The sequence below is a fragment of the Bradyrhizobium yuanmingense genome (assembly GCF_025200905.1).
In the GTDB taxonomy this organism is placed as follows: Bacteria; Pseudomonadota; Alphaproteobacteria; order Rhizobiales; family Xanthobacteraceae; genus Bradyrhizobium; species Bradyrhizobium yuanmingense.
Genome location: NZ_CP104173.1, coordinates 5,839,043 through 5,862,072 on the forward strand (window position 1 = coordinate 5,839,043; position 23,030 = coordinate 5,862,072).

The window sequence follows — 23,030 nt, forward strand, 5'->3', positions numbered from 1 at the left end:
TAAGGCTACGTCGTTTTTGGTAGGCGCCGCTTTGTCGACCATGCCATACCAGCCATGGTCCGGCGTGCCTTCTCAGGAAATTTCTCTCCCTCTCTTGATGGTATAAACTTCGTTGGACCAAATCATCTTGAACGAGTGCGGATGTCATGCCGGCAGCAGCAATATGGTATTTGCGATCAGCCGAGTTGACATAGGCTGCCACGCAAAGGACCGCCATACTCCTCAAAGGGCTTTCAGGAGGCTTGAGGTCGGCTCAATCAGCAGGTCGAAGTACGCTAGCTGATCCACGGCAGCCAAATTTTGTTTTGCGATCGCTATCAGCCGGGCTAAGTCTTACCGGCGCGCGCGCCAATCCTGCTTGAAACTGGTCCGCCGCAGCGAACAGACTGCGGCTGATGGCGAGCGCCCGCTGACGTTCTTGCTGCCCGAGATGGCAATTGCGGGGACTCAGTGCTAGGCCATCGGCCCGCCCCCACGGTTACGGTGATGATCTCTATCGAAAGATCAAGATCCGCCGTCATGCGACGCAGTACCACGCATTGCTGGAAGTCGTTGTTCCGAAAGATGCGACATCAAGGCTGCATTATATTTGAACAGTTTCACCCACGGTTGCAACAGCTCGAAAGTACCTCGGACTGAAAGCCTCCGCCGAGCGACTTTGCGAGTTTGCCAGGCTCAACAAAGGTTTCAAATCCAGCCGGAGATCGGGGTAAAGAGGATCGCTATCCCGGCACCTCGGCATAACTTTTGGTCGCGCAGGGAGCCGCGGGGAAGTGCCGAGATCGTCGTTTGTAGCGACTTGAGTGGGCGTGTACGAAAAAGCTCACGAGGCCGACATCACACTGCGCCTTGCCCGCTTCGGTCAGAGTCGGGCCCGTACCAACAGCCGATTGTGTGAACGAAAGCGGCCCGCTTGTTCGGCTTACGAATGTGACGGATTGCCTCCCGAAATTCGGCGACTGTCCTGATGGTGATCCTCTGAAGCGCTCACTTCGCTCTCAAGGGTATCCACTGCGCGGTAGCCTCGTCGCAGTCATGAGAACAACCGGTAGGGTCGTCTGCGTCTGGGATGGTGAGCGCGCTCCGAAGAGGGGAGAGACATGGCCCTCGCCCATCGTGAGCATCCAACCTGCGGCATGCAGTTTTGTCCCGGTCCGTACTGCCTCAGAACACCAGCTGCTACTGGCGAGTTTCTGCGACTCGGCCACATCTTCAATCAGAATCAGTCGCCGGCAACTTGGGGAGTTTGTCCCTCCAGCGCTTCGCACTCAAGCCGCCCAATCCGGAGCGTTGAGGACAAATATCGTGTTCCTCGGGCGCATCTTCAGTTTCTTCCAGCTGCGACTAACTTGCGCCGTGTACCTACGCATGTTTGGCCAGCCGAAGACCACGGCCAGCGCCTCGGTTGATGCACTCCGGCTAGTCCGACGCGAAGCTGGTTCTAACGGCTTTCACCGACGCGACAATGAACCGATGAACTTCCTGCACCCGGCGCGTTTCGTGAGTATCAGGATGAGAAGTGAGCCAGTAGCTTCGTACGAAGCGCACGTCAGGAAGCAAACGCTTCAGCTCTGGATAACGACAGGCGGCATAGTCGTGCAAAATGCCAACACCGTGGCCGCTTCTCACGGCTTCCATTTGGGCGAATACGCTGCCGCACTCATATCGGCGCGACATCAGTGTGCCAAGTGCCGAGGCGTAATCGAGGGCCTGGCTGTATGCGAAGTCCTCGACATGGGTGACGAACAGCCGACCTGTCAAGTCAGACTGCGTCTCGATCCGGCCTTCGCGCACCAGATAGCTTTCGGCCGCATAAACGCTGAGCGTGTAATCGGTCAGCTTCGACAAGATTAATCGCCCCTGCTTTGGCCTGTCGAGAGTAATCGCGATGTCGGCCTCTCGCCGCGACAAGGAAAAGGTGCGTGGAAGGGGCACGAGTTGGATAACTAACCCCCGATGTTTGGCGGCGAGTGCGCCCAGTCGATCCGCCAGAAAATAATTACCCAAACCGTCGGGTGCACCGACACGCACAGTGCCAGTGATTGCTTCAGCGGCAGCGGCGATGCTGCCGCCCACCTTTAGAAATTCGCTTTCGGCGCGTTCGGCTGCTGCCACAAGGGATTCGCCTGCCGCCGTCAATGCGCAGCCTGAAGTATGGCGCTCAAGGAGCTTGACGTTGAGACTCTTCTCCAAGGCTGTGACTTGACGCGCAACGGTCGCATGGTTCAGCCGCAGATGCTTTGCTGCTTTCAAAAAATTGACCAGCACGTGCGACTTCCAGGAAGATCCGTACCCTCTCCCAATCCATGGACGACACTTTCTGCACAACGGAGCCGCGAATTCAGTCGTTGATGCGCAAACCCATGCACTTAATAACAGGTGTGATCAAGCGTTTCGCAGAGGAGCATCGGCGTGTCCGCAACCATTTTGAACTTTATCAATGGCGAACTGGTGCAAAGCGGGTGCGGCAGGACATCTCCGGTGTTCAATCCCGCAACTGGTCAACAATCCGGTACGCTGGGTCTTGCTTCAGCGGACGAGGTGAGAGCTGCGGTTGCTGCAGCGCGGGGCGCCTTTCCTGGTTGGGCCAACACGCCTCCATTGCGGCGAGCGCGCATTCTCAACCGCTTTTTGCGCATTCTTGAAGAGAGGCTCGACGAGCTTGCAAGTGCCATCACAGACGAGCACGGCAAGGTGCTCTCGGATGCCAAGGGTGAGGTCCAGCGCGGAATGGAAGTGGTGGAGTTCGCCACCGGCGCACCGCAGCTCTTGAAGGGGGAGATCACGGAGAACGTCGGCACGCGGGTGGATAGCCATTCATTGCGGCAGCCGCTGGGTGTTGTCGCCGGTATCACGCCATTCAACTTTCCGGCGATGGTTCCGATGTGGATGTTCCCCGTTGCGCTCGCCTGCGGCAACACCTTCATTCTCAAGCCATCCGAGCGCGATCCCTCCGCTTCCCTTATCCTGGCGAAATGGCTGGAGGAAGCAGGTCTGCCCCGAGGGGTCTTCAACGTCGTGCAGGGCGACAAGGAAGCAGTCGACGCGCTCCTCACCCACCCCGATGTTGCGGCCGTGAGCTTCGTCGGCTCGACCCCAATTGCACGCTACATCTACGAAAGCGCGACCGGACGTGGCAAGCGTTGCCAGGCACTCGGCGGCGCCAAAAACCATATGATCGTCATGCCAGATGCCGACATGGATCAGGCAGTGGATGCCCTCATGGGCGCGGCTTACGGCTCAGCCGGCGAGCGCTGCATGGCGATATCGGTTGCTGTGCCGATCGGCGAGACCACTGCCGAACGCCTGATCCAAAAGCTGGCGCCCAAGGTGCGCGCGCTGAATATCGGTCCTGGCACCGATCCTGAAGCCGAGATGGGGCCCTTGGTGACCAAGCAGCATCTGGACAAGGTGCGCGCCTATATCGATGCAGGTGTGGCGGAAGGGGCTGAGCTCGTGGTCGATGGGCGCGACTTCAAGCGTCAAGGTTATGAAAACGGTTATTTCATCGGGGGCACACTGTTCGACCGTGTTACAACGGACATGAAGATTTATCGGGAAGAGATCTTTGGCCCGGTTCTCGCGGTCGCTCGCGCGAAGTCCTACGATGACGCAGCCGAAATGATCAACCGACACGAATTTGGCAACGGCACAGCGATATTTACCAGGGACGGCGGCGCGGCCAGGGAGTTCGCGCACCAAATCCAAGTTGGCATGGTCGGCATCAATGTACCAATTCCGGTGCCGATGGCATTCCACTCATTCGGTGGCTGGAAGTCATCTCTGTTCGGCGACCACCACATGCATGGTCCGGAAGGCATTCGCTTCTATACCAAATTGAAGACAATCACGACCAGGTGGCCGACCGGTATTCGGGCCGGAGCCGAATTCGTGATGCCGACGATGGGATGACTTTCGGAGGACCAACCATTTGCTCCGGACGCGCTCGAGCGCCGCGGTGCGCGTTGTACTCATGACCCTCGCGTGCTGTGCTGTCCGACATATGTTGTTCAATGACGTCTGACAGCGGCCTGGAGGTGGCCGTCAGTTTGCGTCGACTATCGAAACCGAACTTCGCTTTGCATTCTTGTCTTCTGCTGGCTGATTCAGCTTGATAACGGCCTTCTCGAGGTATGTGCTGGCCCAGAGTATGTCGTTTGCGAGAGCAAGGCGGGCGCCCGCACTATCTCTTGCCGTTAGGCTTGCAAGGATCGATCGGTGTGGATGATCCTTTGCAGTCGTGGATGCACTGAAATCATTGAGCGTGAGAAGCGGACCGATCTGAACCCACAGGTTTTCAATCAGTCCGCAAACCACAGGCAAGTCTGACGATCGGTAGATCCGGAAATGAAATTCTTCGTTGATTGCGAGCACGGCCTGCACGTCGCGCTGCCGCCTTGCGAGCATAAGTTGCTCCTGCATCTTTTCCAGCAGGATAATTTCCCTCCGTGAGATATTGTTCGCAGCAGCTTCTGTGGCACGACCTTCCAACTCAATTCGAATGTCACGAATTTCTCTGAAGCGAGCCACGTTCAGGACTGGAACCATCATCGTGCGCGACTGATGGGGAACAAGGCCGCGTTCGGAAGCCAGGCGCAAAAGCGCCTCCCTCACAGGAGTGACACTGACGCCAAGCTCCTCGGCCAACGGTTTGAGAAGAAGCCGCTGGCCCGGCCGAAAGCGACCAGCCATAAGAGCTTTGCGGAGCATCAGATATGCTCGCGCGTGTAAGTTGTCGCGTCCAACGTGTAACCAATCAAGTTCGGTGGGCATGGGAAGCGTGGGTGAGGAAGCAGACGGCTCTGCGTCTCGAGATCCTGCTTTTCTCATTTTCTATTCGTTCCCGTCTAAGTGCCGCGACTTCACGTCAGCCTGCTCCTCATGTAGGCAGGTCCGTGTACCACAGCGGTGGGGAGCCACCAAAGGCAAAAGGGCCCGCCCGAGCCCCTTTAAGATATGTCTGGACCAGGGGAGTACCTGCCTAGCTTCCGGAGGGCGGGCTCCACGGCAAGGGAGCGAGAGCCTCAAAATCCGTCACTACATCGATGACTCCAGGTTTACCGGACCGGCGCGCATCCTCGAATGCCTTGGCCAAGTCTCCGGGCTTCTCGACCCGCACACCGAAGCAATCGAAATCGCGCGCGATCTGCGCGAAATCCGTGTCTCGGTAAGCAAAGATCTCCTCTTTGTTGCCCTTCCTTCCTTCGTAGGCAATGTCGATGTTTCTGCGGCCCTGCCCCAGGCAATGATTGTTGTTCACGATCGTGATCACGTTCAGGCCATACCGCCTCGCCGTCTCTAGCTCGGGAAGATGATACATGAAGCCGCCATCACCGGTTAGGCAGACGACAGGCCGATCTGGCATCGCGCATTGAACACCGAGCGAAGCAGGAAACGCCCAGCCCAACGAGCCGGCGGCACGCAGGTAGCCCTGAGCCGGATCGGTGAGATAGACGAGCGTCCCGCTCCAGTGCGATGCGTAGCCGGTATCGGCCACAAGCATTGCGTTTTTCGGAAGCCAGTCCGAGATCTCCCGGCATAGTCGTTCCGGCTTGATCGGCGTCGCCTCAGAGGATCGGGCGATCTCCGCTTCTGCCCGCCATTCGGCGACGTAATCAGTAACCTTTCGCAGCCACCCTGCGCGCGCGCGGGACGTCAGTTCCGAGCCAAGGCGCTCAAGAGCCGCCTTCGGGTCACCGTGGACGCCAATCGCTTCGGGGAAGTTGCGACCAAGCTCCGCCGGATCGATGTCGATCTGTACAATCTGCGTCTCGGGGCGGGGCAACTTCCAGTGATTGGTGATCATGTCGCCCGTATCGCTGCCGACGTACATGACAAGGTCCGCTTCGTGCAGGATCCTGTTTGCGCACGATCGCGAGTAGGTCCCGGCGACGCCACCATTTTGCGGATGAAACTCGGGAAGAGCGTGCTTCGCATCCAGCGACATCACGACGGGAATTCCGTGGTGCTCGACGAACGCCTTCAAAGCCCCTTCGGCGCCGGACATCATCAAGCCGGCGCCCGCGAGAATCACCGGCCGTTCCGAACGTGCGATCACGGCGGCAGCCCGGCTGATCGATTCCGCATCCGGAGAGGGACGGAAAGCCGGCACCTTCGCGAAAGTCGCTTCAGGAAAGATGCTAGCTGTAAATTCGGCGGCGCCAACGATGTCGCCTGTATAGCCCGTAATGTCGAGATGGACAGGGCGGGAGGTACCCGTAGTCGCCTCTCTAAATGCTTGACGCAGGAGATGGGGCAATTGTGCCACCTCATCCACTCGACCTCTGAACTTCGTGACCGAGGCGTAAAGCGGCTCGTGCGGAAGCTCCTGATACGCGTTTCGGTACTGGTAGTTGGCCGCGTGGCGACCCGTCAGGGCAACAACTGGAGCGTAGGCAAACCATGACTCCTGGAGCGCCGCGGCAAGATTGGCCGCTCCGACCGACTGCGCCATGCAGACGGCAGGGCGACGCAATGCGCGGGCATAGCCGTCTGCCATATACGCGATTCCCTTTTCGGAATGCCCGAGAATCCGCTTGATACCGAGATCTTCCATCTCGGTGAGCGCCCGCCGCAGAACGGCATCCATGAAGAAGACGTGAGAGATACCCTTCGCCTTGATGGTCTCTGCGATGAAGCGTCCTCCGGTCATGCGGCGGGCCTCACCGAGGGCAGAACTCGTCTTAGACAACTTTGAATTGTTCATCTTTTCCCATCATTTGTTCGCTTCAAACGGCCCAGGATCGGCCATTTAGCCTAGATCAAGTTTGCCGCCCGGCGCGAGATAGCTCGCGTTGCGCGAGCTTTTTATATGATATAAAAACTATGTCAATGCGAGCTCATTTTCCAGCGCGAGCCCCTAGCCTCGCCAGCGTGCTCGCTTTGAAAGAAAGCAATGAAGGAGAGACTATGATCCGCTACGAACTGTCGGGAAAAAGAGCGCTCGTCACCGGTGCGGCGTCAGGCATCGGCTTGGCGACGCTGAAACGGCTGACGGAGTCCGGCTGCACAGTTGCGCTGAATCACCTTCCCGAGGACCCAAGGGGGCCTGAGGAGGTCAAAAAGCTCCGCGCTGATGGCTACGACGTATTCAGCGTCCCTGGCGCCATAGGCGACGGGAAAGAAGCAGAGCTCGTAAACGCCGCAATCGACAAGATGGGAGGGCTCGACCTTCTCGTTAACAATGCTGGCACACCGGGAGCCCGGAAGTCCATTTCGTCTTCCGAGCTCGACCTCATAACTGACGAGATGTGGTCGGCGGTGTTGGACACGAACCTCATCGGACTTTTTCGATGCACACGCGCGGCTGCACCCTCATTGCGCCAATCAAAAGGTGCGATCGTAAGCTTGGCCTCAGTGTCAGCATTGACCTCGCGAGGATCCAGTTTGGCTTATGCCGCAAGCAAGGCCGGTATCATCGCGATGACGCGCCATCTTGCTCAAGGTCTCGCCCCAGAGATCCGGATCAACGCGGTGGCGCCGGGCGCAGTTGACAGCACCTGGCAGATCGAGTGGACGGAGGCGCAAAGGCAAAGCTCCATCGAACGCACTCCCCTCCGGCGCAGATGCGTTCCTGAGGATATTGCCGAGACGATCGTCTATCTTGGATTTGGAGCACCGATGATCACAGGGCAGACCATCGTCATAGATGGCGGTCTTACACTGTAGCTACGGCGCGATCCGATCCTGAAATTTACGGTTCATCGGACGTCGTCTACTTGGATCGAATCGATCGGCAGCCGCCTGCTGCCGACAAAGATTAGCCCGCCGCAGGATGGCGGTAGGCTACATTCCATCCAGCCGCGCAAGGAGCGCCACGGCTGACAGTAAGGTCGCGCGAACCGCGGCTTTGCAAAACCAAGCGAAATCCTGCCTAACGCGTCTTCGGCACCTAGCTACCGATGTTCGGCAGATGAATTTGAATGGCCGAGAGCCTGCTCGACAAGATCGAAAGTATCGATGAGCTCGCGCATGTTGATCGGAACTGGACGAACTGGGCAAGGCCCAACGCAATTGGCTTTTTGGAAGCACGCGACACTAGGCTGTTTGGACAATTACCTTAGCCAGAGCAGAGTTGCGGCGATAGCGACGACGGCAAAGTTTCGCGCTGTCTTTTCGTAGCGCGTGGCGACACGTCTGAACCGCTTCAGTTTCGAGAAGCAGCATTCGATCAGGTGACGCTCGGCGTAGAGAGGCTTGTTGAGCGGATGTTTGATGGCCCGTGAGGGGTTGTTCGGAATGACGGCTTGGCCCCTTTTGCGTAAATCGCGGATCGCAACGCATCGGAATCGTAGGCGGCATCACCCATCACGACCTCGGCTGCGAGCCCCTCGATGAGCGGCTGGGCCTGTGACGCGACCCAAGCCGCGGACAGCCATATGGATTTAGTCGTCAGGCCGCCGCGCGAACGCCCGATGGCCTGATTTTGAGCCCCCCTTTTGCGCCGCTGGCGTGCTGGTGGGCGCGGACGACAGTGGAGTCAATGATCAGGTATTCGAAGTCCGGATCATCTGCGAGCGCTTCGAACATGCGCAGCCAGCCCCCTTGGCGCTCCACCGGCTGAAGCGTTGGAATACGCTGTTCCATTCGCCAAACGCTTCGGGCAGATCACGCCACGGCGAACCGGTTCGCACGATCCACAACACGCCCTCGACAAACATCCGATTGTCGCGGCCAGAACCACGTTGGTCCGGCGGACCGATGATCAAGCTAGAGATACGATCCCATCGCGGATCGCTCAGAACGAGCAGATCCATGACGCCCAAGATGCCTCCTAAAGAAAGCCTTGAATCACGTTCCGTCTGATTTGAGAATCCCAAGAGTCCACACAGCCTAAAGCGTGATAGCATTAGATAGGTTCGATAGCCTGAATTTTGGCGCACTCCTCGGGCGTGAAGCCACCGAGCGCGTGGCCAATTGCGGCGCAGACCGCGTCGACGGTTCGCGCAGCAGCTTTGTGGAGCAGGTGCTTGAGCTTGGCAAAGACTTTTCGATCGTTCAGGTCAGGCGTTACTTGGGAGGAAAGAACAGCTTGGCGCCAACCGAACGGATGAGCTGGTGAACTGCCTTGCTCCTGTGGCTGCGGAGGTTATCTAACGCGACGATATCGCCAAGGCGAAGGAGGGGCACAACTCGACAGAGGTCCGAAAGCTCTCGCCATCGATGGTCCTTTGTGAGCCATCGCGCGTCGACCCGATCGTGGAAGGCCGCCAGGAAGGTCATGGTCCAGCGTCCGTGAGGAGCCTCAGCCGGAAGTCTGTGCCCGCGCGGAGCCCATCCCCACAGCGGAGCCATTTCAGTTCTGGTCCAGCTCTCGTCGATGAAGACCAGCCGCTCAGCTTCGACGCGACCTTGGCACCTTGTCCACTGAGCTCGCCCAGACCGCGGGGTCTCGCGAAACCGCTTCGGCTTGTGACCGCCCATCTGGCCTGGCTCTAAGCTGCCGGTTTCCTCGATCCGCCGCATTCAACTGATTCTCGTGCTGATCGCGATCGCAAGCTGCTTGGCGGCCTGGCCTCAATCGAGGCCACGGTACGCTTGCGAAGATCAAGGATTAACGCTTGCCCATCCGTGGTGGTCTCCGTCCAGCCGGCATGGTGAATCAGAAAGGGGCTGATTGGGAACCCCAAATCGATTTAGCCTAACCCGATCCCGCTTAGCGAAAAGCGCAAAATCGAGGCCGCACAATTCAACCCAAATAGTCATCTCGCTCTCGAAACACTGAACCTGGATCAGGCCGGAGAATGGAACGGATGACCTCCAGCACGGGCTGGTTGCCATTCCGGGTGCAGAGAAACGGAAACATGTCAATGGGCCCGTAGAGCGCCCAGTCAAAATTTTCGTCGAGCCGGCCCTAGATCTTCGCAAAAGGTTCGTCGTTGATCGCGCGACGTCGAGCGGCGGCCAGGGTGAGCTCGTCAAGCAGGCCATCACAGCGATCCTTCAAAAATCGGCGGCGCTACTTGCCAGCGGTGTGTTCATGGATGCCAAGTTCGGCAGCCACAGACTTGCTTGGCCGACCATTTGCACATCGCAGGATAGCGCGTCACCGCTCCGATAGCGGCGGGCTACACGATGACGACGAACTTATCTCTCCAAGTACGCCCGCTCCTGCGTACTAGGCTCTAACGGCGCGATCGGAGAGCCGGCTCCGGAAATCTGGACAGGGTGATAGTGGAGTTTCTGCCTGACGGCGGTCAAGATTGTCGCGCGAATCAGGAGAGACGATGAGCAGACGAACCCGTCGGCACCACGCACCAGCATTCAAGGCCAAGGTGGCGTTAGCCGCGATCAAGGGCGAGATGACGCTGGCCCAGCTGGCTGAGCATTTCGACGTGCACCCGAACCAGATCACGCAGTGGAAATCCCAGCTTCAGGAAGCGGCGGCCGAGGTATTTAGTCCTGGCGGTGGCAACAGACCGAGCGAGCCCGCGGTGGACGTGAAAACGCTGCACGCCAAGATCGGGGAGCTCACGCTGGAGAACGATTTTTTAGAAGGCGCGCTCAGCAAAGCCGGCCTGCTGAGCGCAAAGCGATGATCGACCGTGAGCTCTGCCGATCAGGAAACAGGCGGAAGTTTTGAAGATCAGCGGTGGCAGTGTCTATTATCTGCCGCGTCCGGTGCCGCCTGCCGATCTTGCGATCATGCGACGGCTCGATCGGCTGCATTTGGAGTTTCCTTTCGCCGGTTCGCGAATGTTGCGAGACCTGTTGGCTGCCGAGGGGTGCAAGATCGGCCGCCGGCATGTCAAAACGCGGATGCGGCAGATGGGGATAGAGGCGCTCTACCGCCGGCCGCGTACCACCAAGCCCGAGCCTGGACACAAGATCTATCCGTATCTGCTGCGCGGGATGGAGATCACACGCCCGAACCAGGTCTGGGCGATGGACATCACCTACATCCCGATGGCGCGCGGCTTCGTGTACCTGGCTGTTGTCCTCGACTGGGCGACCCGCCGGGTGCTGTCGTGGCGCGTCTCGATCACGATGGAAGCCGCATTCTGCGTCGAGACGCTGGAGGACGCTCTCGCCCGCCACGGCAGGCCGGACATCTTCAACACCGACCAGGGCTCGCAGTTCACGGGCGCCGGGTTCACCGGGCTGCTCGCCAGTCATGGCATCGCCATCAGCATGGACGGCCGGGGCGCCTGGCGCGACAACGTCTTCGTCGAGCGGTTGTGGCGCAGCGTCAAATACGAGGAGGTCTATCTGCGCGCCTACGACACCATGTCCGACGCCCGCGCCTCGATCGGCGGCTACATCGACTTCTACAACGGTCGGCGCCCGCATTCGAGCCTTGACGGCAACACGCCGGATCAAGTTTACTCAACCCGCTGCCGTCCGCGCGGCAGCTTAACTTTGGCAGAAGCTCCACTTATCGACGCGGAATTGCTGTTTCAGACAACCGGGGCCACCTCACTTGCACGCCTGCATTCGCGACTAGCATCTACTCTCTAAGATTTGAGCAATAAACTAATGCGACGAATTTGCGTTCCAGATGGCTAGGAAGCAGCGAACCAACCGCGCAGAGCCGTTACAATACTCATTCAGTCGAACAAAGAAGCAGCTATGCTCCATGGCTAAAGCCTGATTTCGTCAGTCCGGAAATTGAGGGCGTGCTCGACGATGGCGAGAGGTTCGCTACGCAAGATCAGATAGGTGCGAAGCACATATTCCCCGACGACACCGAGCAGAGATGCATGAAGGCCTATCCCGAACAAGAGCAGCACGTAAACGCTTGCGAACCCGCGCGGATAGTCCGGCTGAACGATCTTCTCGACGATGAAATAAAGCCCGCCGATGATACTGATCACAAGTGAAGCAGCTCCCACAAAGGACGCAAGGCGCAATGGAACCACAGAGTGATTGATAATTGCGACCAGTCCTAACTGGGTTATTCGGGCGACGTTGAATTTGCTTTGTCCGAGCGTGCGAGGATCCCGCTTGTAGGGAACGCCGATCTGATCGAACCCGAGTCCGGCGATCATACCGCGAAGATAAGGACTCGGCACGTTCATTCTCGTCAGCGCGTCGAGGGCCGCGCGATCGATCAATCGGAAATCGCCCGCGTTTCTAGGAATGGGGTGCTCGCTCAATTTGTCGATTGCCCAGTAGCCGAGCCGTCGAAACAGATTGATCGCGGCGCCTTCCGTTCGTTCCCTGCGAATGCCGTATACAACCCGGTGGCCTAATTGCCACAAGTCAAAGAACTCGACAAGAAGCTCGGGGGGATCTTGGAGATCGGCATCGATCTGCATCACGGCGTCGCCGCGCGCATGCATATAGTTGGCGAGAATCGATCGTTGATACCCGACATTCTTGCTGAAGCGAATGGCCCTTACGCGGGCGTCCTTGCTCGCCAGCTGCGATAGCTTCGTCCAAGTCAGATCACTTGAATGGTTATCGGTGAAAACGAATTCAAGTGTGCAGCGCCCCGACATCGTTTCGCCCAAACGGCAAAGTCTCTCGTACAGAGCATCGAGACTGTCCGCCTCATTGCAGACAGGGATTGCAATCGTGATCAATGGCAGGGGCGATCGTCGATCACTGTGAGTCTTGGACAGAGCTTCCTGGGAACGCATCAGGCACCTTTCTTGCGCGAAGAACAGATTGAAAATTCGAAGGCATCCCCTCGGGCGACTTAGAGCGAGTACATCCCGATGGTCAACGCCAGCAACAGGAGCTACGTCGGCCAGAGGCGCAATGCGGTTAGCGCCGAAAACGATCACCATTCGGCATCAATCCGCACCCGTGTGATAGCCTGCGGCGATGTAAGTTCGGACAGCACGAAGAATGCTTTGCGCTACAACCGGAGTGGCCAATTCCGCCATAGGCGACAACGTGAGTGTTTCGAAGTCCATCACACGCTATCGCCGCGATCTCGGCGAGCGCGCGTGAAATCGATAATGTCCGCGAGCGTGCGCGCTGCCATGTCCTCGCCAGCGAGCCAAGCCTTGTGCCAGGATACGATGCGGGTCAGCGCGGTGGACAAGTCCCAGCGCGCATGCCAACCTAGCTTCTGGCCTGCCTTTGCGCAGTCGAGCCGCAGATAGTGGGCCTCGTGCGGTTGCGGAGCATCGGTAACGATCCAGCGGGCTTCAGGCGACCACATTCGGGTCAGACGATCCGCAATCCAAGCGACCGAGCGGGCATCGGCTTCGGCCGGGCCGAAATTCCAGGCCTCAGCAAAGGCCGAACCATCAATGAACAGGCGCTCAGCTAACGCAAGATACCCTGAAAGGGGTTCGAGTACATGTTGCCACGGACGAATAGCAGTCGGCGAGCGGATTTCCACTACCTTCCCCGCTTCAACGGCGCGCAGAATATCGGGAATCAAGCGATCCTGGGCCCAGTCGCCACCGCCGATTACATTGCCGGCGCGGGCCGTGGCCAGCGCCACAGCGTGTTCCACATGGCTGTCGGACTGAAAAAAAGAGTCACGGAAGGCCGAGGACACAAGTTCTGCACAGGCCTTACTAGTGCTATAGGGATCACATCCGCCGACTCGATCGTTTTCACGATAGCCCCAGATCCATTCGCGGTTCTCGTAGCACTTGTCAGATGTGATGTTGAGTACGGCCCGGACCGAGTTCACTTGCCGAACGGCCTGCAACAAGTGTACTGTTCCCATGACATTGGTGCGATAGGTCTCAGCTGGATTGGCATAGGAATAGCGTAGCAACGCTTGTGCGGCCATGTGGATAACTATATCGGGAGCAGCGCTATGAAGAGCGCTGGCCAAATGATCGTAATCGGTCACGTCGTCCAGAATCGTCTCCATGCCTTCCCCGACGCGAGCAATTTCAAAGAGGCTAGGTGTTGCGGGCGGCGGGGCCAGGGCGTAGCCGATCACCCGGGCGCCGAGATGTTGCAGCCAGAGCGCGAGCCATGAACCCTTGAAGCCCGTGTGCCCCGTGAGAAAAACGCGCTTGCCCGCCCAGAAAGTGCTCATTTCTCCCACACCTTCCATGGAGCTTTGCCCTCAACCCAGAGCGCTTCAAGGAATCTCTGGTCGCGCAGAGTATCCATGGGCTGCCAGAAGCCGTGGTGCTGGTAGGCCGAAAGCTGTTGCTGCTCAGCCAAGGCTGCGAGCGGCTCGCGCTCCCAAGCAGTGGAGTCATTCACCACCAGGTCGATCACTTTCGGCGAGAGCACGAAGAAGCCACCATTGATCATCCCCCCGTCACCCCGGGGTTTTTCCCTGAATGTCGCGACATGGTGATCAGGACCAATTTCGAGGGCGCCGAAACGGCCAGGCGGATAGGTAGCAGTTAAAGTTGCGAGCGTACCTTGGCGACGGTGGAAGGCGACCAATGCGGTTATGTCGACGTCTCCCACACCATCGCCATAAGTGAAACAGAAGGTGTCGTCATCGGTCAGGTAATTAGCAACCCGCTTAAGCCTACCACCGGTCATGGTCTTCTCGCCCGTATCGACCAGCGTCACCTTCCAAGGTTCGGCATGGTGCTGGTGAACCTCCATGCGGTTATTCGTCATGTCAACGGTGACATCCGACATGTGCAGGAAGTAGTTGGCGACGTATTCTTTGATCAGATAGCCCTTATAGCCGCAGCAGATGACAAAGTCGTTGATGCCATGGTGCGAATAGATTTTGAGGATGTGCCACAGAATCGGCTTGCCGCCGATCTCGATCATGGGCTTGGGCCGACGATCGGTTTCCTCGGAAATTCGGGTGCCAAGGCCACCCGCGAGGATCACTGCTTTCACCATTGCCTCCATGTCTGGCTATGCGGTCGTTGTCGCCTGGCTTCCCGGCAGGATTGCTCCCCCAGCGCGGCTGGGCGCACGGGCTTCAACAAGAACTGCTTGTAAGAGTTCGGAAACTCCCCGTCGTTCACGGGGGTTTCGAAGGTAGTAGCGGCGACGTAGTCCGCCTGCTCGGCTCCAAAGGAGGCCATGACACCGACTTGTTCAAGATGACGCGGGCCTTCTGGCTCTATCAGTACCCACGCTTTAGCCAGATCAATGCAGTCCTCAAATGCGAGCGCTTTCACCGCGACAGCGTTAGTGCCGGGATATCCCTGGATCAACGATGGTAGACCGAGCCAATTCCCCGTACCGCGGGGAAATGTCCCGATCAACCATGGTAAACCGAGCGCTCGCGTCTCGAGCACATACAGTAGGCCCGGCGAGCGGCCCGAGAGATCGACCACCGGGGTACCGACTTCAAGGCCTGCCGCGCGAGCCTGGGCTCTAGCCGTGGACAGATAGTCGTGGAAGGATTGCGAGAGCACCAATTTTCCACCACCTGGCATCGTCGTGACAGCGGTATAAGTGCGCAGATCTTTCACCTGACGGAACGGCTTGAGGAGGCCGCCATTTACGACTGATGCAGTGAGCAACTGTGCCAACACCGTCAGAGGCAGTAGGGTGGCGATGCTGCGTCGCTGTTGCGCAAGTGGGCTCAGGAAAGCGACGACCGCGAGGACCCAGAACAAGGCGGCCATCGAAGCCAGCAGCCAATAATCGATGTTGGAGCCTAGTGCGAACAGGTGTGGCAGGACCAAGAAGGTGAGCGCCAGAGCGATGCTGCCGGGAGTCTGGGTGCGCAGAACCAATCCCTCACGGTAGAACACCGCGCCAAGGCATGTGAAGGCCGACACCAGGAACAGGGTCGAGGGCTTGATGCTGATCGGATCGGTCCCCAGCAGCGCAATCGCGATCGTTAAGATCAAGGCCGCAGCCAGAGTCAGCGATACGAGCAACTTGTGCGCACCTCTCATGAGAATGTTGAGCAGAAGAGCGATTGCCATCAACACAGCGATAGCAAATTGCAAGTGACTGGTGGCGAGCCCGTTGATCCGAAACATACGAGATACCTCATGCCCGGCACCCAGCAGGATTTCCATCTCAGCACTGTTGACCATCCGCATCACCAGCCCGGTGATGCCGCCGTCGATCAAGTAGGCGGTAAGGATCAGTAGAGAAAGAGCGACCAGTGCCGAGCCAAACATGAGCAGCAGCGACTTTCGGCGCCAAACGACGACATAGAGCATAACGACGATGGCAATCGCCGCAGCTGTGGTCGGCTTGGCCATGAAGCAGCACCAGCCGCCAACGCCGACCAGGATCCATCCCAAGACCCGGCCGATGTGCCCTGACCGCTCGGCTAACAGCAAGCCGATCATCACCATCAAAAGCGATTGAAAGGTCAGTGTGTAGTAGCTGGGGGTGAGCAACCAGCTGCGAAAGTTGACTAATGTCAGGCTGCCGATCCCTGCCGATAGCACCGTCGCATGCGGCCGGCTAGCTATCCACAGGCTCCTGATCACGAGGAAGCTGAGGATCCAGCCCAGCGCCATAGTAAGCGTGACGCCCACCATGCGAAGCACTGCGATGTCGCCACCCACCCACTGATATGGCCAGTGATAGATGAAGCCGAAAAGAGACGGCGGAATATTGATGGCGTAGGCGAATGGGTTCGCGATGGAGTTGAGGTGGAGACCTTCGTCGCTGAGATCGAGACCGTAACTGCTGTAGTTTAGCAGCCAAGCGAAAAGTATTGCCGTGGTTACGGCGGACAGAGCCAGCAAAGTCCGATTCAGAAACACTGATGAAGCTGTTGTGTTGGTAAAGTGGTTATCTCCTAGCATGGGCCCTTCCTGTTAGCCGCGTAGAGGAGGCCATTCCAATAAATGATGTTAGCCTCAAGGAGCTTCTAAATGACCTGGCCCTCGCAATCTCCTCCCAAAATTGGTGGCGTCTATCACTCTGCTGATCTGAAGCCGGCAGCACTGGATCATTGTTGGTCGGCCCTTTGCGCTGTCGAATCCCGCGCTGCTGGAGTGAGAGACCATGAAAGCCTCAAAAGTCTCTGTCTTGAGGAATTGAGGTGGCCCCGGTTGTCTGAACAGCAATTCCGCGTCGATAAGTGGAGCTTCTGCCAAAGTTAAGCTGCCGCGCGGAACGGCAGCGGGTTGAAGTAAGCTTGATCCGGCGTGTTGCCGTCAAGGCTCGAATGCGGGCGCCGACCGTTGTAGAACAACCTTTGAGAACGCCCACAGGACCGTTCTTCGCGAGGTTCTTTATCGGCATCATCCATGGTTTGGGCGCCGAGTTTGCGTTCATGGAGCCGTCGACAAGGCTGATGATGTTGTTTTTCGCTGCACCTTGGACGGATCGCAAGGAGATCGTTGGCTGGAAGTGCCAGCATGGATGTTCGACCAGACGGCATGCCCTGACGCCGAGTTTTTGACAGCTCAGCCGTTTGTCAGCATCGATGCGCTTGCGGCGCTTTCTGCGCTTCTCGATCTGGCGTTGAAGGATCGAACGCCATCAGCCGCCCTGCTTTCTGGCGCATCCAGAGGCCTCATGGTCAGAATTGGGGAGCGACTCATGTCACGGCAGACGGCAATGCCAGGGAGCGGATACCGACACAATCAACAACCGCGGCCGCAGCAGATGGATCTGTTCGGGAGCGGCCTGTCGAGCGGCGCCATCGGTGCGCCCACATGGTCGGAGCTTCCGGCGGAAGCCAGGGCGGCCCTCACGAGCCTGATGACGCAGTTGATCCTCGACCATGCTGCGAGGACAGCAACGCTGCCCGCGAAGGAGGTCGAAGCCTCATCATCTGGAGCGCAAGGCGATTCTTTACGTGCGTCAATCCTCGGCCGATCAGGTGTTGCACAATCGCGAGAGCAGCGCGCTGCAATACGCCATGCGGGACCGGCTGACGGCGCTCGGGTGGTCAGAGATCGAAGTGATCGATGATGATCTCGGTCGTTCAGCCGCCGGCGGCATACAACGCCCTGGTTTTGAGCGGATGGTAGCGGAGGTTTGCCTTGGCAAGGTTGGTGCGGTTTGCGCCCGCGAGGTCTCGCGCTTCGCCCGCAACAGCCGGGATTGGCAGCAACTCATCGAGATGTGCCGCGTGGTCGACACCGTTCTGGTCGATTAAGAGACCATCTATGCGCCAAGACACGGCAACGACCGCCTGCTGCTCGGGCTCAAGGGCAGGCTCAACGAGTACGAGCTCGATCTGTTGCACCAGCGCTCGCTCTCGGCCCGCTACGAGAAGGCGCGCCGGGGCGAGTTGGTTGTGACAGCGCCCGTCGGCTTCGTGAAGGCCGGCGACCGTTATGAGAAAGACCCGGATCGGCGTGTCCAGGAGGCGATCAAGCTGGTGTTCGACAAGGTCGAGGAACTGGGCAGCGCGCGCCAGGCGCTCTGCTGGCTCCACGAGTACAATCTCGATCTGCCGGTGAAGCAGACCAACGGCGACACGGCCTGGCGGCGACCAAACTACTGCCATCCACCGGATCATTGAGAACCCGGTCTACGGCGGCGCCTATGCCTATGGTAAGACGGCTATGGCGGCGGGATACAACACCGCGGGCGTGAGCGTGAAGATCCGCCGCAAGGCGCGCACCGAATGGCTGACGCTGAAGCCCAACACTCACGAAGGGTATGTGAGCTGGGAGAAGTTCGAGGCGATTCGCACGATGGTCAGCAGCAATGTTCCCAGCAGTCGGCATCACGGCGCGCCCAAGCATGATGAGGCGCTGCTGGCCGGTCTGATCCGCTGCAAGCGCTGCGGCCGCAAGCTCACACTCCGGTACTCCGGCATGGAAAGCCATATCCCGCTACAGCTGCAGCCGCGCCTGGATGGACAATGGCGGGCCCCACTGCATCGCCTTCGGCGGACTGCGCGTCGATGATGCCATCGAGGAAGCACTGCTTGGCGTCGTCGGTCCGGGCGCGGTCGCCGCCGCAACCGCTGTCGCCAAGAGAGCCAGGGAGGGGCGCGATCAGGTACGCGATGCTCTTCAGTCGCGACCTCGAAGCGGCGCGCTATGCCGCCGACAGGGCTTTCCGGCAATACGATGCCGCTGATCCCGCGAACCGGCTGGTCGCCAGTGAGCTGGAAGCCCGCTGGAACAGGGCGCTCGCTCACGCGGCCGAGATTGAGGGCAAGATCGCGATGCATGATGTGGCGACGCCCGCACCCATTGCTGATCCAGCTTCGTTCAGCGCTCTAGCCTCGAACCTCAAAACGGTCTGGGATGCGCCGACGACGGCTGCTCGTCTTAAGAAGCGCATGGTGCGCACCCTCATTCATGAGGTCGTGACCGATATCGACGACGTGGCCTCGGAGATCGTTCTCATCGTTCATTGGGTGGGTGGCGCCCACAGCGAGTTGCGCTTGCCGAAGCGCCGGCGCGGACAGCCAACAGCACCTCTGCCGACATCATCCAGGCCGTACGTCAACTGGTGGTGATCGCCAGCGACGATCTGATTGCCGGCCTCCTCAACCGCAACTGCCTCAAGACCGGAAACGGCAATCGCGGGACCCGCGAGCGCGTCACATCAATGCGCTCGAACTACCACATCCCGGTGTTCAAGCCCGCGGAGGACAGGATCGAGCCATGGCTCAACCTTGGCAAGGCCGCAAAGCTCTTGGAGATCGCGCCCAAGACGCTCCGGCTGGCCGCTGAAGTCGGCGAGATCGAATCCATCCATCCTCTGCCGGATGGTCCTTGGATCTTCGCCCGCACCTCGCTGATAACACCTGCTGCTCAATCTATCGCCGAACGAGCGCGACAGAACCCAAAACACCCCGCGGGATCGCATCCCGCTCAACAAAATCTCTTCTCTTCAATCACATAGCCAGATGGGTGTTCTGATGCGCAGTTGTAGAAGTCGATGTAGCGGCCGATCGAGGCGCGGGCGTCGGACACGGTGTCGTAGGCGCGCAGATAGACCTCCTCGTATTTGACGCTGCGCCACAACCGCTCGACGAAGACGTTGTCGCGCCAGGCGCCCCGGCCGTCCATGCTGATGGCGATGCCATGACTGGCGAGCAGCCCGGTGAACCCGGCGCCCGTGAACTGCGAGCCCTGGTCGGTGTTGAAGATGTCCGGCCTGCCGTGGCGGGCGAGAGCGTCCTCCAGCGTCTCGACGCAGAATGCGGCTTCCATCGTGATCGAGACGCGCCACGACAGCACCCGGCGGGTCGCCCAGTCGAGGACAACAGCCAGGTACACGAAGCCGCGCGCCATCGGGATGTAGGTGATGTCCATCGCCCAGACCTGGTTCGGGCGTGTGATCTCCATCCCGCGCAGCAGATACGGATAGATCTTGTGTCCAGGCTCGGGCTTGGTGGTACGCGGCCGGCGGTAGAGCGCCTCTATCCCCATCTGCCGCATCCGCGTTTTGACATGCCGGCGGCCGATCTTGCACCCCTCGGCAGCCAACAGGTCTCGCAACATTCGCGAACCGGCGAGAGGAAACTCCAAATGCAGCCGATCGAGCCGTCGCATGATCGCAAGATCGGCAGGCGGCACCGGACGCGGCAGATAATAGACACTGCCACCGCTGATCTTCAAAACTTCCGCCTGTTTCCTGATCGGCAGAGCTCACGGTCGATCATCGCTTTGCGCTCAGCAGGCCGGCTTTGCTGAGCGCGCCTTCTAAAAAATCGTTCTCCAGCGTGAGCTCCCCGATCTTGGCGTGCAGCGTTTTCACGTCCACCGCGGGCTCGCTCGGTCTGTTGCCACCGCCAGGACTAAATACCTCGGCCGCCGCTTCCTGAAGCTGGGATTTCCACTGCGTGATCTGGTTCGGGTGCACGTCGAAATGCTCAGCCAGCTGGGCCAGCGTCATCTCGCCCTTGATCGCGGCTAACGCCACCTTGGCCTTGAATGCTGGTGCGTGGTGCCGACGGGTTCGTCTGCTCATCGTCTCTCCTGATTCGCGCGACAATCTTGACCGCCGTCAGGCAGAAACTCCACTTATCGCCCTGTCCAGATTTCCGGAGCCGGCTCTGAATAGGTACGACCTCGGACAATGCCCGCCACATCTAAATAGAGGAAACATGGAAAGGTCGGCAATTAGCACCTCGGTGATATCTTCCTCGTGCCGCACCAAACTCCCGGCCATGTACATCTCACTTAATGATCAATCTTAAAGGTCTTAAGTTAGTGAACCAAAAGACAGCGAACATCGGGCGTTACCGGCAACGACAGATGTCGACGCAATAGGCCGTTCGGCCTAAGCTCATCGGTTCGAGCTGTCTGAACCACACATGGCATTCAGCACAGGATGGCCCGCTCAGCGTGATGGATCGGCCCGCCCTAGGTCATTTTGAATCCTTTAGCTTATCGCGCGAAAGGATCATCTCGGACGCGTATTGTACACGTCGATCCGTTTCGCGGCGCTTCCCCGCGCATGCAGAAAATTGGTCAGGGTCGACAGCTGCGAGCCCGTGATTTTGAGAGAGCGTCAGGGCACAGACTCGCGGATCGCGCGACCTTCGCCTCCAACAGCGCCGGCATCCTGTCCCGATACCGTTGCCGTAATAGGAACTCAAAATCGTAACAATCCGCGGCTTGAACGAAACAGCCCGCATCTGGGCAGACGATTTTGCGATGTTGCTTTCGTCGAAGTCAAGAATTGAAATCGTAGCCAGCTTACGCATAGAATGGTCGACGTCGTTCGTCGTTGATGCCTCGCAGGCAATCCTTTGCCATCATGTTACACACAACGCTCGGCACGCCAACATCAAGGGGCAGCCGGGGTCGCCATTCCGTAAAAGCATCCCGCGCCGCTGTCGATCCGATCAGAACCGGCACCTCCTCTGGATGCGCCGGCCTTTCTCCGAAGCTCAACAAATGTTCACAATGCCCGATCGTGTCTGCAACTACGCGCGCGAACTGGGCGACGCTGACAGGGAAGCCAGAACTCAGATTGAGCACCCCCCGAAACTCCCGGTTCCCTGCAGTAAGCGCGAGCATGCACAATCCTTCAACGACATCATCGAGATGCAGATAATCCTTGATCTGCATACCAGCCGATAATGGGACGCGCTTGCCGTGAGATAGGTTATAAACGAGGCTCGGCAGAAGCCGTTCGCTTTTTTCACCAGGCCCATAGACGTTGAAGATGCGCGCGACGACCAGCGACAAAGTGCTCGATTGCGCCAAGCGAAGAAGGGTGTCGGTAGCCCGAGCCTTGCTGACACCATAGATGACGCTATCCAGATTATCGCGCCGTTCGAGCGGATCAGTCTCAACCCTTGGAGCGTCGTCCAAGGGCGCATATTCGAAGCATGTTCCAGCCTGCACGAAAGAACTGCTACCGGTCTTCTGCGCGTGTCGGAATATAGCCCTCGCCGCATCTACATTGACGCGCTGAGCCAGTAAGCGTTTGCGACGCTGTCCATCGGCCGACGAATCCGTCGAGCGCGTCACACCATAGGCCGCCAAGTTGAAAACCGTATCGAAATGGCGCTCTCCCCAAACGCTAGCGATCTGCGCATCGAAATCAGGTTCTGCGAGATTGGCTAGTAGAATATCGCGCGATGTCGGTTCCGCCCTCCGTTGGAGCAACATGACCTTCGCTCTGTGCGCAACAAGAAGTGAAACCAGGCGCCGCCCGATAAAGCCTGACGAGCCCGTTACGAGCACCGATTTACCCGCGAAGCGCTCAAGATTGCACAAAATGGCGGGTGAACTCATCCTCATCAATGGTGTTGGTCCTTGATCAATAGGCTGCGGATCTCGGCCGCGCAATTCTCCGCTGCTGAACCTTGTTGCCGTACCAGCGCACTGTTGTGTGCACATCACCTTCATCAAACGCCGCGCTGGCTCCGCGGAGGGATCTGGCGGGCATGCCGCGAGGCAATCATCGGCGCTTCTGGCGCCTCATCACGATCTCCGACTTTCCAGCCCGCGCGAAAGGACTCGACCACTTCTTTCGATTGGACTTAGCTCTAGCGTGTCTATAGCAGATGCGACAATTTTCGGCCCGCTCAACTGCCAGCGCTAGTAGTTGATCCGAATGACAGAAACATGCCACGTGTGCTGATGAACGTTTGGGTCGGTCAACCACTCTTGCAAGGAGTCGGCAGCATGCAAGATCAATCAGAATCTGTTCACCAATTGTCCTAATCGAAGGTGCAGGCTCCTCACTTGCAGACATGAAGCCCCCGTCATGCCGGTTTCGCCGCAGTGACCTGCGGCCAACCACACTATGCGAGCTGCAATGCCGGCATGCGGCGAGTCTGCGGTCGC

Annotated in this window: 17 protein-coding genes and 4 pseudogenes; 8 read left to right on the plus strand and 13 right to left on the minus strand. The window is 58.7% G+C overall.

Annotation, left to right across the window (positions count from 1 at the left end; all coding sequences use genetic code 11):
- Positions 1–253 precede the first annotated feature (253 nt).
- Complete coding sequence (locus N2605_RS36575; protein ID WP_425248869.1) at positions 254–451, minus strand: hypothetical protein; 198 nt, start codon at positions 449–451, stop codon at positions 254–256.
- Between the two features lie 968 nt (positions 452–1,419).
- Positions 1,420–2,268 carry a LysR family transcriptional regulator gene (locus tag N2605_RS27150; protein WP_311735334.1) on the minus strand — a complete coding sequence of 283 codons (849 nt, stop codon included), beginning with the start codon at positions 2,266–2,268 and terminating at the stop codon, positions 1,420–1,422.
- Positions 2,269–2,412: 144 nt separating this feature from the next.
- Between N2605_RS27150 and N2605_RS27155 the strand changes: the two genes are divergently transcribed.
- A complete protein-coding gene (locus tag N2605_RS27155; protein WP_260343838.1) occupies positions 2,413–3,912 on the plus strand; it encodes a CoA-acylating methylmalonate-semialdehyde dehydrogenase in 1,500 nt (499 codons plus the stop codon).
- Positions 3,913–4,044: 132 nt separating this feature from the next.
- On the opposite strand, the gene N2605_RS27160 is transcribed toward N2605_RS27155, so the two are convergent.
- Both N2605_RS27160 and N2605_RS27165 read right to left on the minus strand, forming a co-directional pair.
- Positions 4,045–4,710: a GntR family transcriptional regulator gene (locus N2605_RS27160; protein ID WP_260343840.1), complete on the minus strand. Its 666-nt coding sequence runs from the start codon at positions 4,708–4,710 to the stop codon at positions 4,045–4,047.
- Positions 4,711–4,981: 271 nt separating this feature from the next.
- Positions 4,982–6,652 (minus strand): thiamine pyrophosphate-binding protein, encoded by a 1,671-nt coding sequence (locus N2605_RS27165; protein WP_260343842.1) that lies wholly within the window; start codon positions 6,650–6,652, stop codon positions 4,982–4,984.
- Between the two features lie 257 nt (positions 6,653–6,909).
- Between N2605_RS27165 and N2605_RS27170 the strand changes: the two genes are divergently transcribed.
- Positions 6,910–7,668, plus strand: coding sequence for an SDR family NAD(P)-dependent oxidoreductase (locus tag N2605_RS27170; RefSeq protein WP_260343845.1), 759 nt, complete (start codon positions 6,910–6,912; stop codon positions 7,666–7,668).
- 386 nt (positions 7,669–8,054) lie between these two features.
- Here N2605_RS27170 and N2605_RS27175 read toward each other — a convergent pair.
- The 3 genes and pseudogenes from N2605_RS27175 to N2605_RS27185 form a co-directional block, all read right to left on the minus strand.
- Positions 8,055–8,765 (minus strand): annotated as a pseudogene (locus tag N2605_RS27175) (IS5 family transposase).
- A gap of 244 nt (positions 8,766–9,009) precedes the next feature.
- On the minus strand, positions 9,010–9,465 hold the full coding sequence (locus N2605_RS36580; protein WP_425248818.1) for a transposase: 456 nt from the start codon (positions 9,463–9,465) through the stop codon (positions 9,010–9,012).
- Between the two features lie 391 nt (positions 9,466–9,856).
- Positions 9,857–10,158, minus strand: a pseudogene (locus N2605_RS27185) (helix-turn-helix domain-containing protein); the annotation flags it as partial.
- Between the two features lie 68 nt (positions 10,159–10,226).
- Between N2605_RS27185 and N2605_RS27190 the strand changes: the two are divergent.
- A pseudogene (locus tag N2605_RS27190) lies at positions 10,227–11,325 on the plus strand (IS3 family transposase); the annotation flags it as partial.
- A gap of 254 nt (positions 11,326–11,579) precedes the next feature.
- Here N2605_RS27190 and N2605_RS27195 read toward each other — a convergent pair.
- The 4 genes from N2605_RS27195 to N2605_RS27210 form a co-directional block, all read right to left on the minus strand.
- On the minus strand, positions 11,580–12,731 hold the full coding sequence (locus N2605_RS27195; protein ID WP_260343846.1) for a glycosyltransferase family 2 protein: 1,152 nt from the start codon (positions 12,729–12,731) through the stop codon (positions 11,580–11,582).
- Between the two features lie 128 nt (positions 12,732–12,859).
- Entirely contained in the window at positions 12,860–13,951 is a 1,092-nt protein-coding gene (gene rfbG, locus N2605_RS27200; protein ID WP_260343848.1) for a CDP-glucose 4,6-dehydratase, read from the minus strand.
- Positions 13,948–14,727 (minus strand): glucose-1-phosphate cytidylyltransferase, encoded by a 780-nt coding sequence (gene rfbF / locus N2605_RS27205; RefSeq protein ID WP_260343849.1) that lies wholly within the window; start codon positions 14,725–14,727, stop codon positions 13,948–13,950. The genes rfbG and rfbF overlap by 4 nt, the downstream gene beginning before the upstream one ends.
- Entirely contained in the window at positions 14,724–16,613 is a 1,890-nt protein-coding gene (locus tag N2605_RS27210) for a hypothetical protein (RefSeq protein WP_260343850.1), read from the minus strand. The genes rfbF and N2605_RS27210 overlap by 4 nt, the downstream gene beginning before the upstream one ends.
- Before the next feature lie 926 nt (positions 16,614–17,539).
- Between N2605_RS27210 and N2605_RS27215 the strand changes: the two genes are divergently transcribed.
- From N2605_RS27215 to N2605_RS27235, 5 genes are all read left to right on the plus strand, one after another.
- Positions 17,540–17,917, plus strand: coding sequence for a recombinase family protein (locus N2605_RS27215; protein WP_260343851.1), 378 nt, complete (start codon positions 17,540–17,542; stop codon positions 17,915–17,917).
- Between the two features lie 84 nt (positions 17,918–18,001).
- Complete coding sequence (locus tag N2605_RS27220; protein WP_260343852.1) at positions 18,002–18,286, plus strand: hypothetical protein; 285 nt, start codon at positions 18,002–18,004, stop codon at positions 18,284–18,286.
- On the plus strand, positions 18,282–18,677 hold the full coding sequence (locus tag N2605_RS27225) for a recombinase family protein (protein WP_260347501.1): 396 nt from the start codon (positions 18,282–18,284) through the stop codon (positions 18,675–18,677). The genes N2605_RS27220 and N2605_RS27225 overlap by 5 nt, the downstream gene beginning before the upstream one ends.
- A gap of 101 nt (positions 18,678–18,778) precedes the next feature.
- Positions 18,779–19,237, plus strand: coding sequence for a hypothetical protein (locus N2605_RS27230; protein WP_260343854.1), 459 nt, complete (start codon positions 18,779–18,781; stop codon positions 19,235–19,237).
- The gene (locus tag N2605_RS27235) at positions 19,234–19,626 is read left to right on the plus strand and encodes a hypothetical protein (RefSeq protein ID WP_260343857.1); all 393 of its coding nucleotides are present in this window, start codon (positions 19,234–19,236) and stop codon (positions 19,624–19,626) included. The genes N2605_RS27230 and N2605_RS27235 overlap by 4 nt, the downstream gene beginning before the upstream one ends.
- Here the strand turns inward: N2605_RS27235 and N2605_RS27240 are convergent.
- Both N2605_RS27240 and N2605_RS27245 read right to left on the minus strand, forming a co-directional pair.
- Positions 19,596–20,697 (minus strand): annotated as a pseudogene (locus tag N2605_RS27240) (IS3 family transposase). The gene N2605_RS27235 and the pseudogene N2605_RS27240 sit on opposite strands and share 31 nt — an antisense overlap.
- Positions 20,698–21,428: 731 nt before the next feature.
- Positions 21,429–22,475, minus strand: coding sequence for an NAD-dependent epimerase/dehydratase family protein (locus N2605_RS27245; RefSeq protein ID WP_260343859.1), 1,047 nt, complete (start codon positions 22,473–22,475; stop codon positions 21,429–21,431).
- Positions 22,476–23,030: the final 555 nt, after the last annotated feature.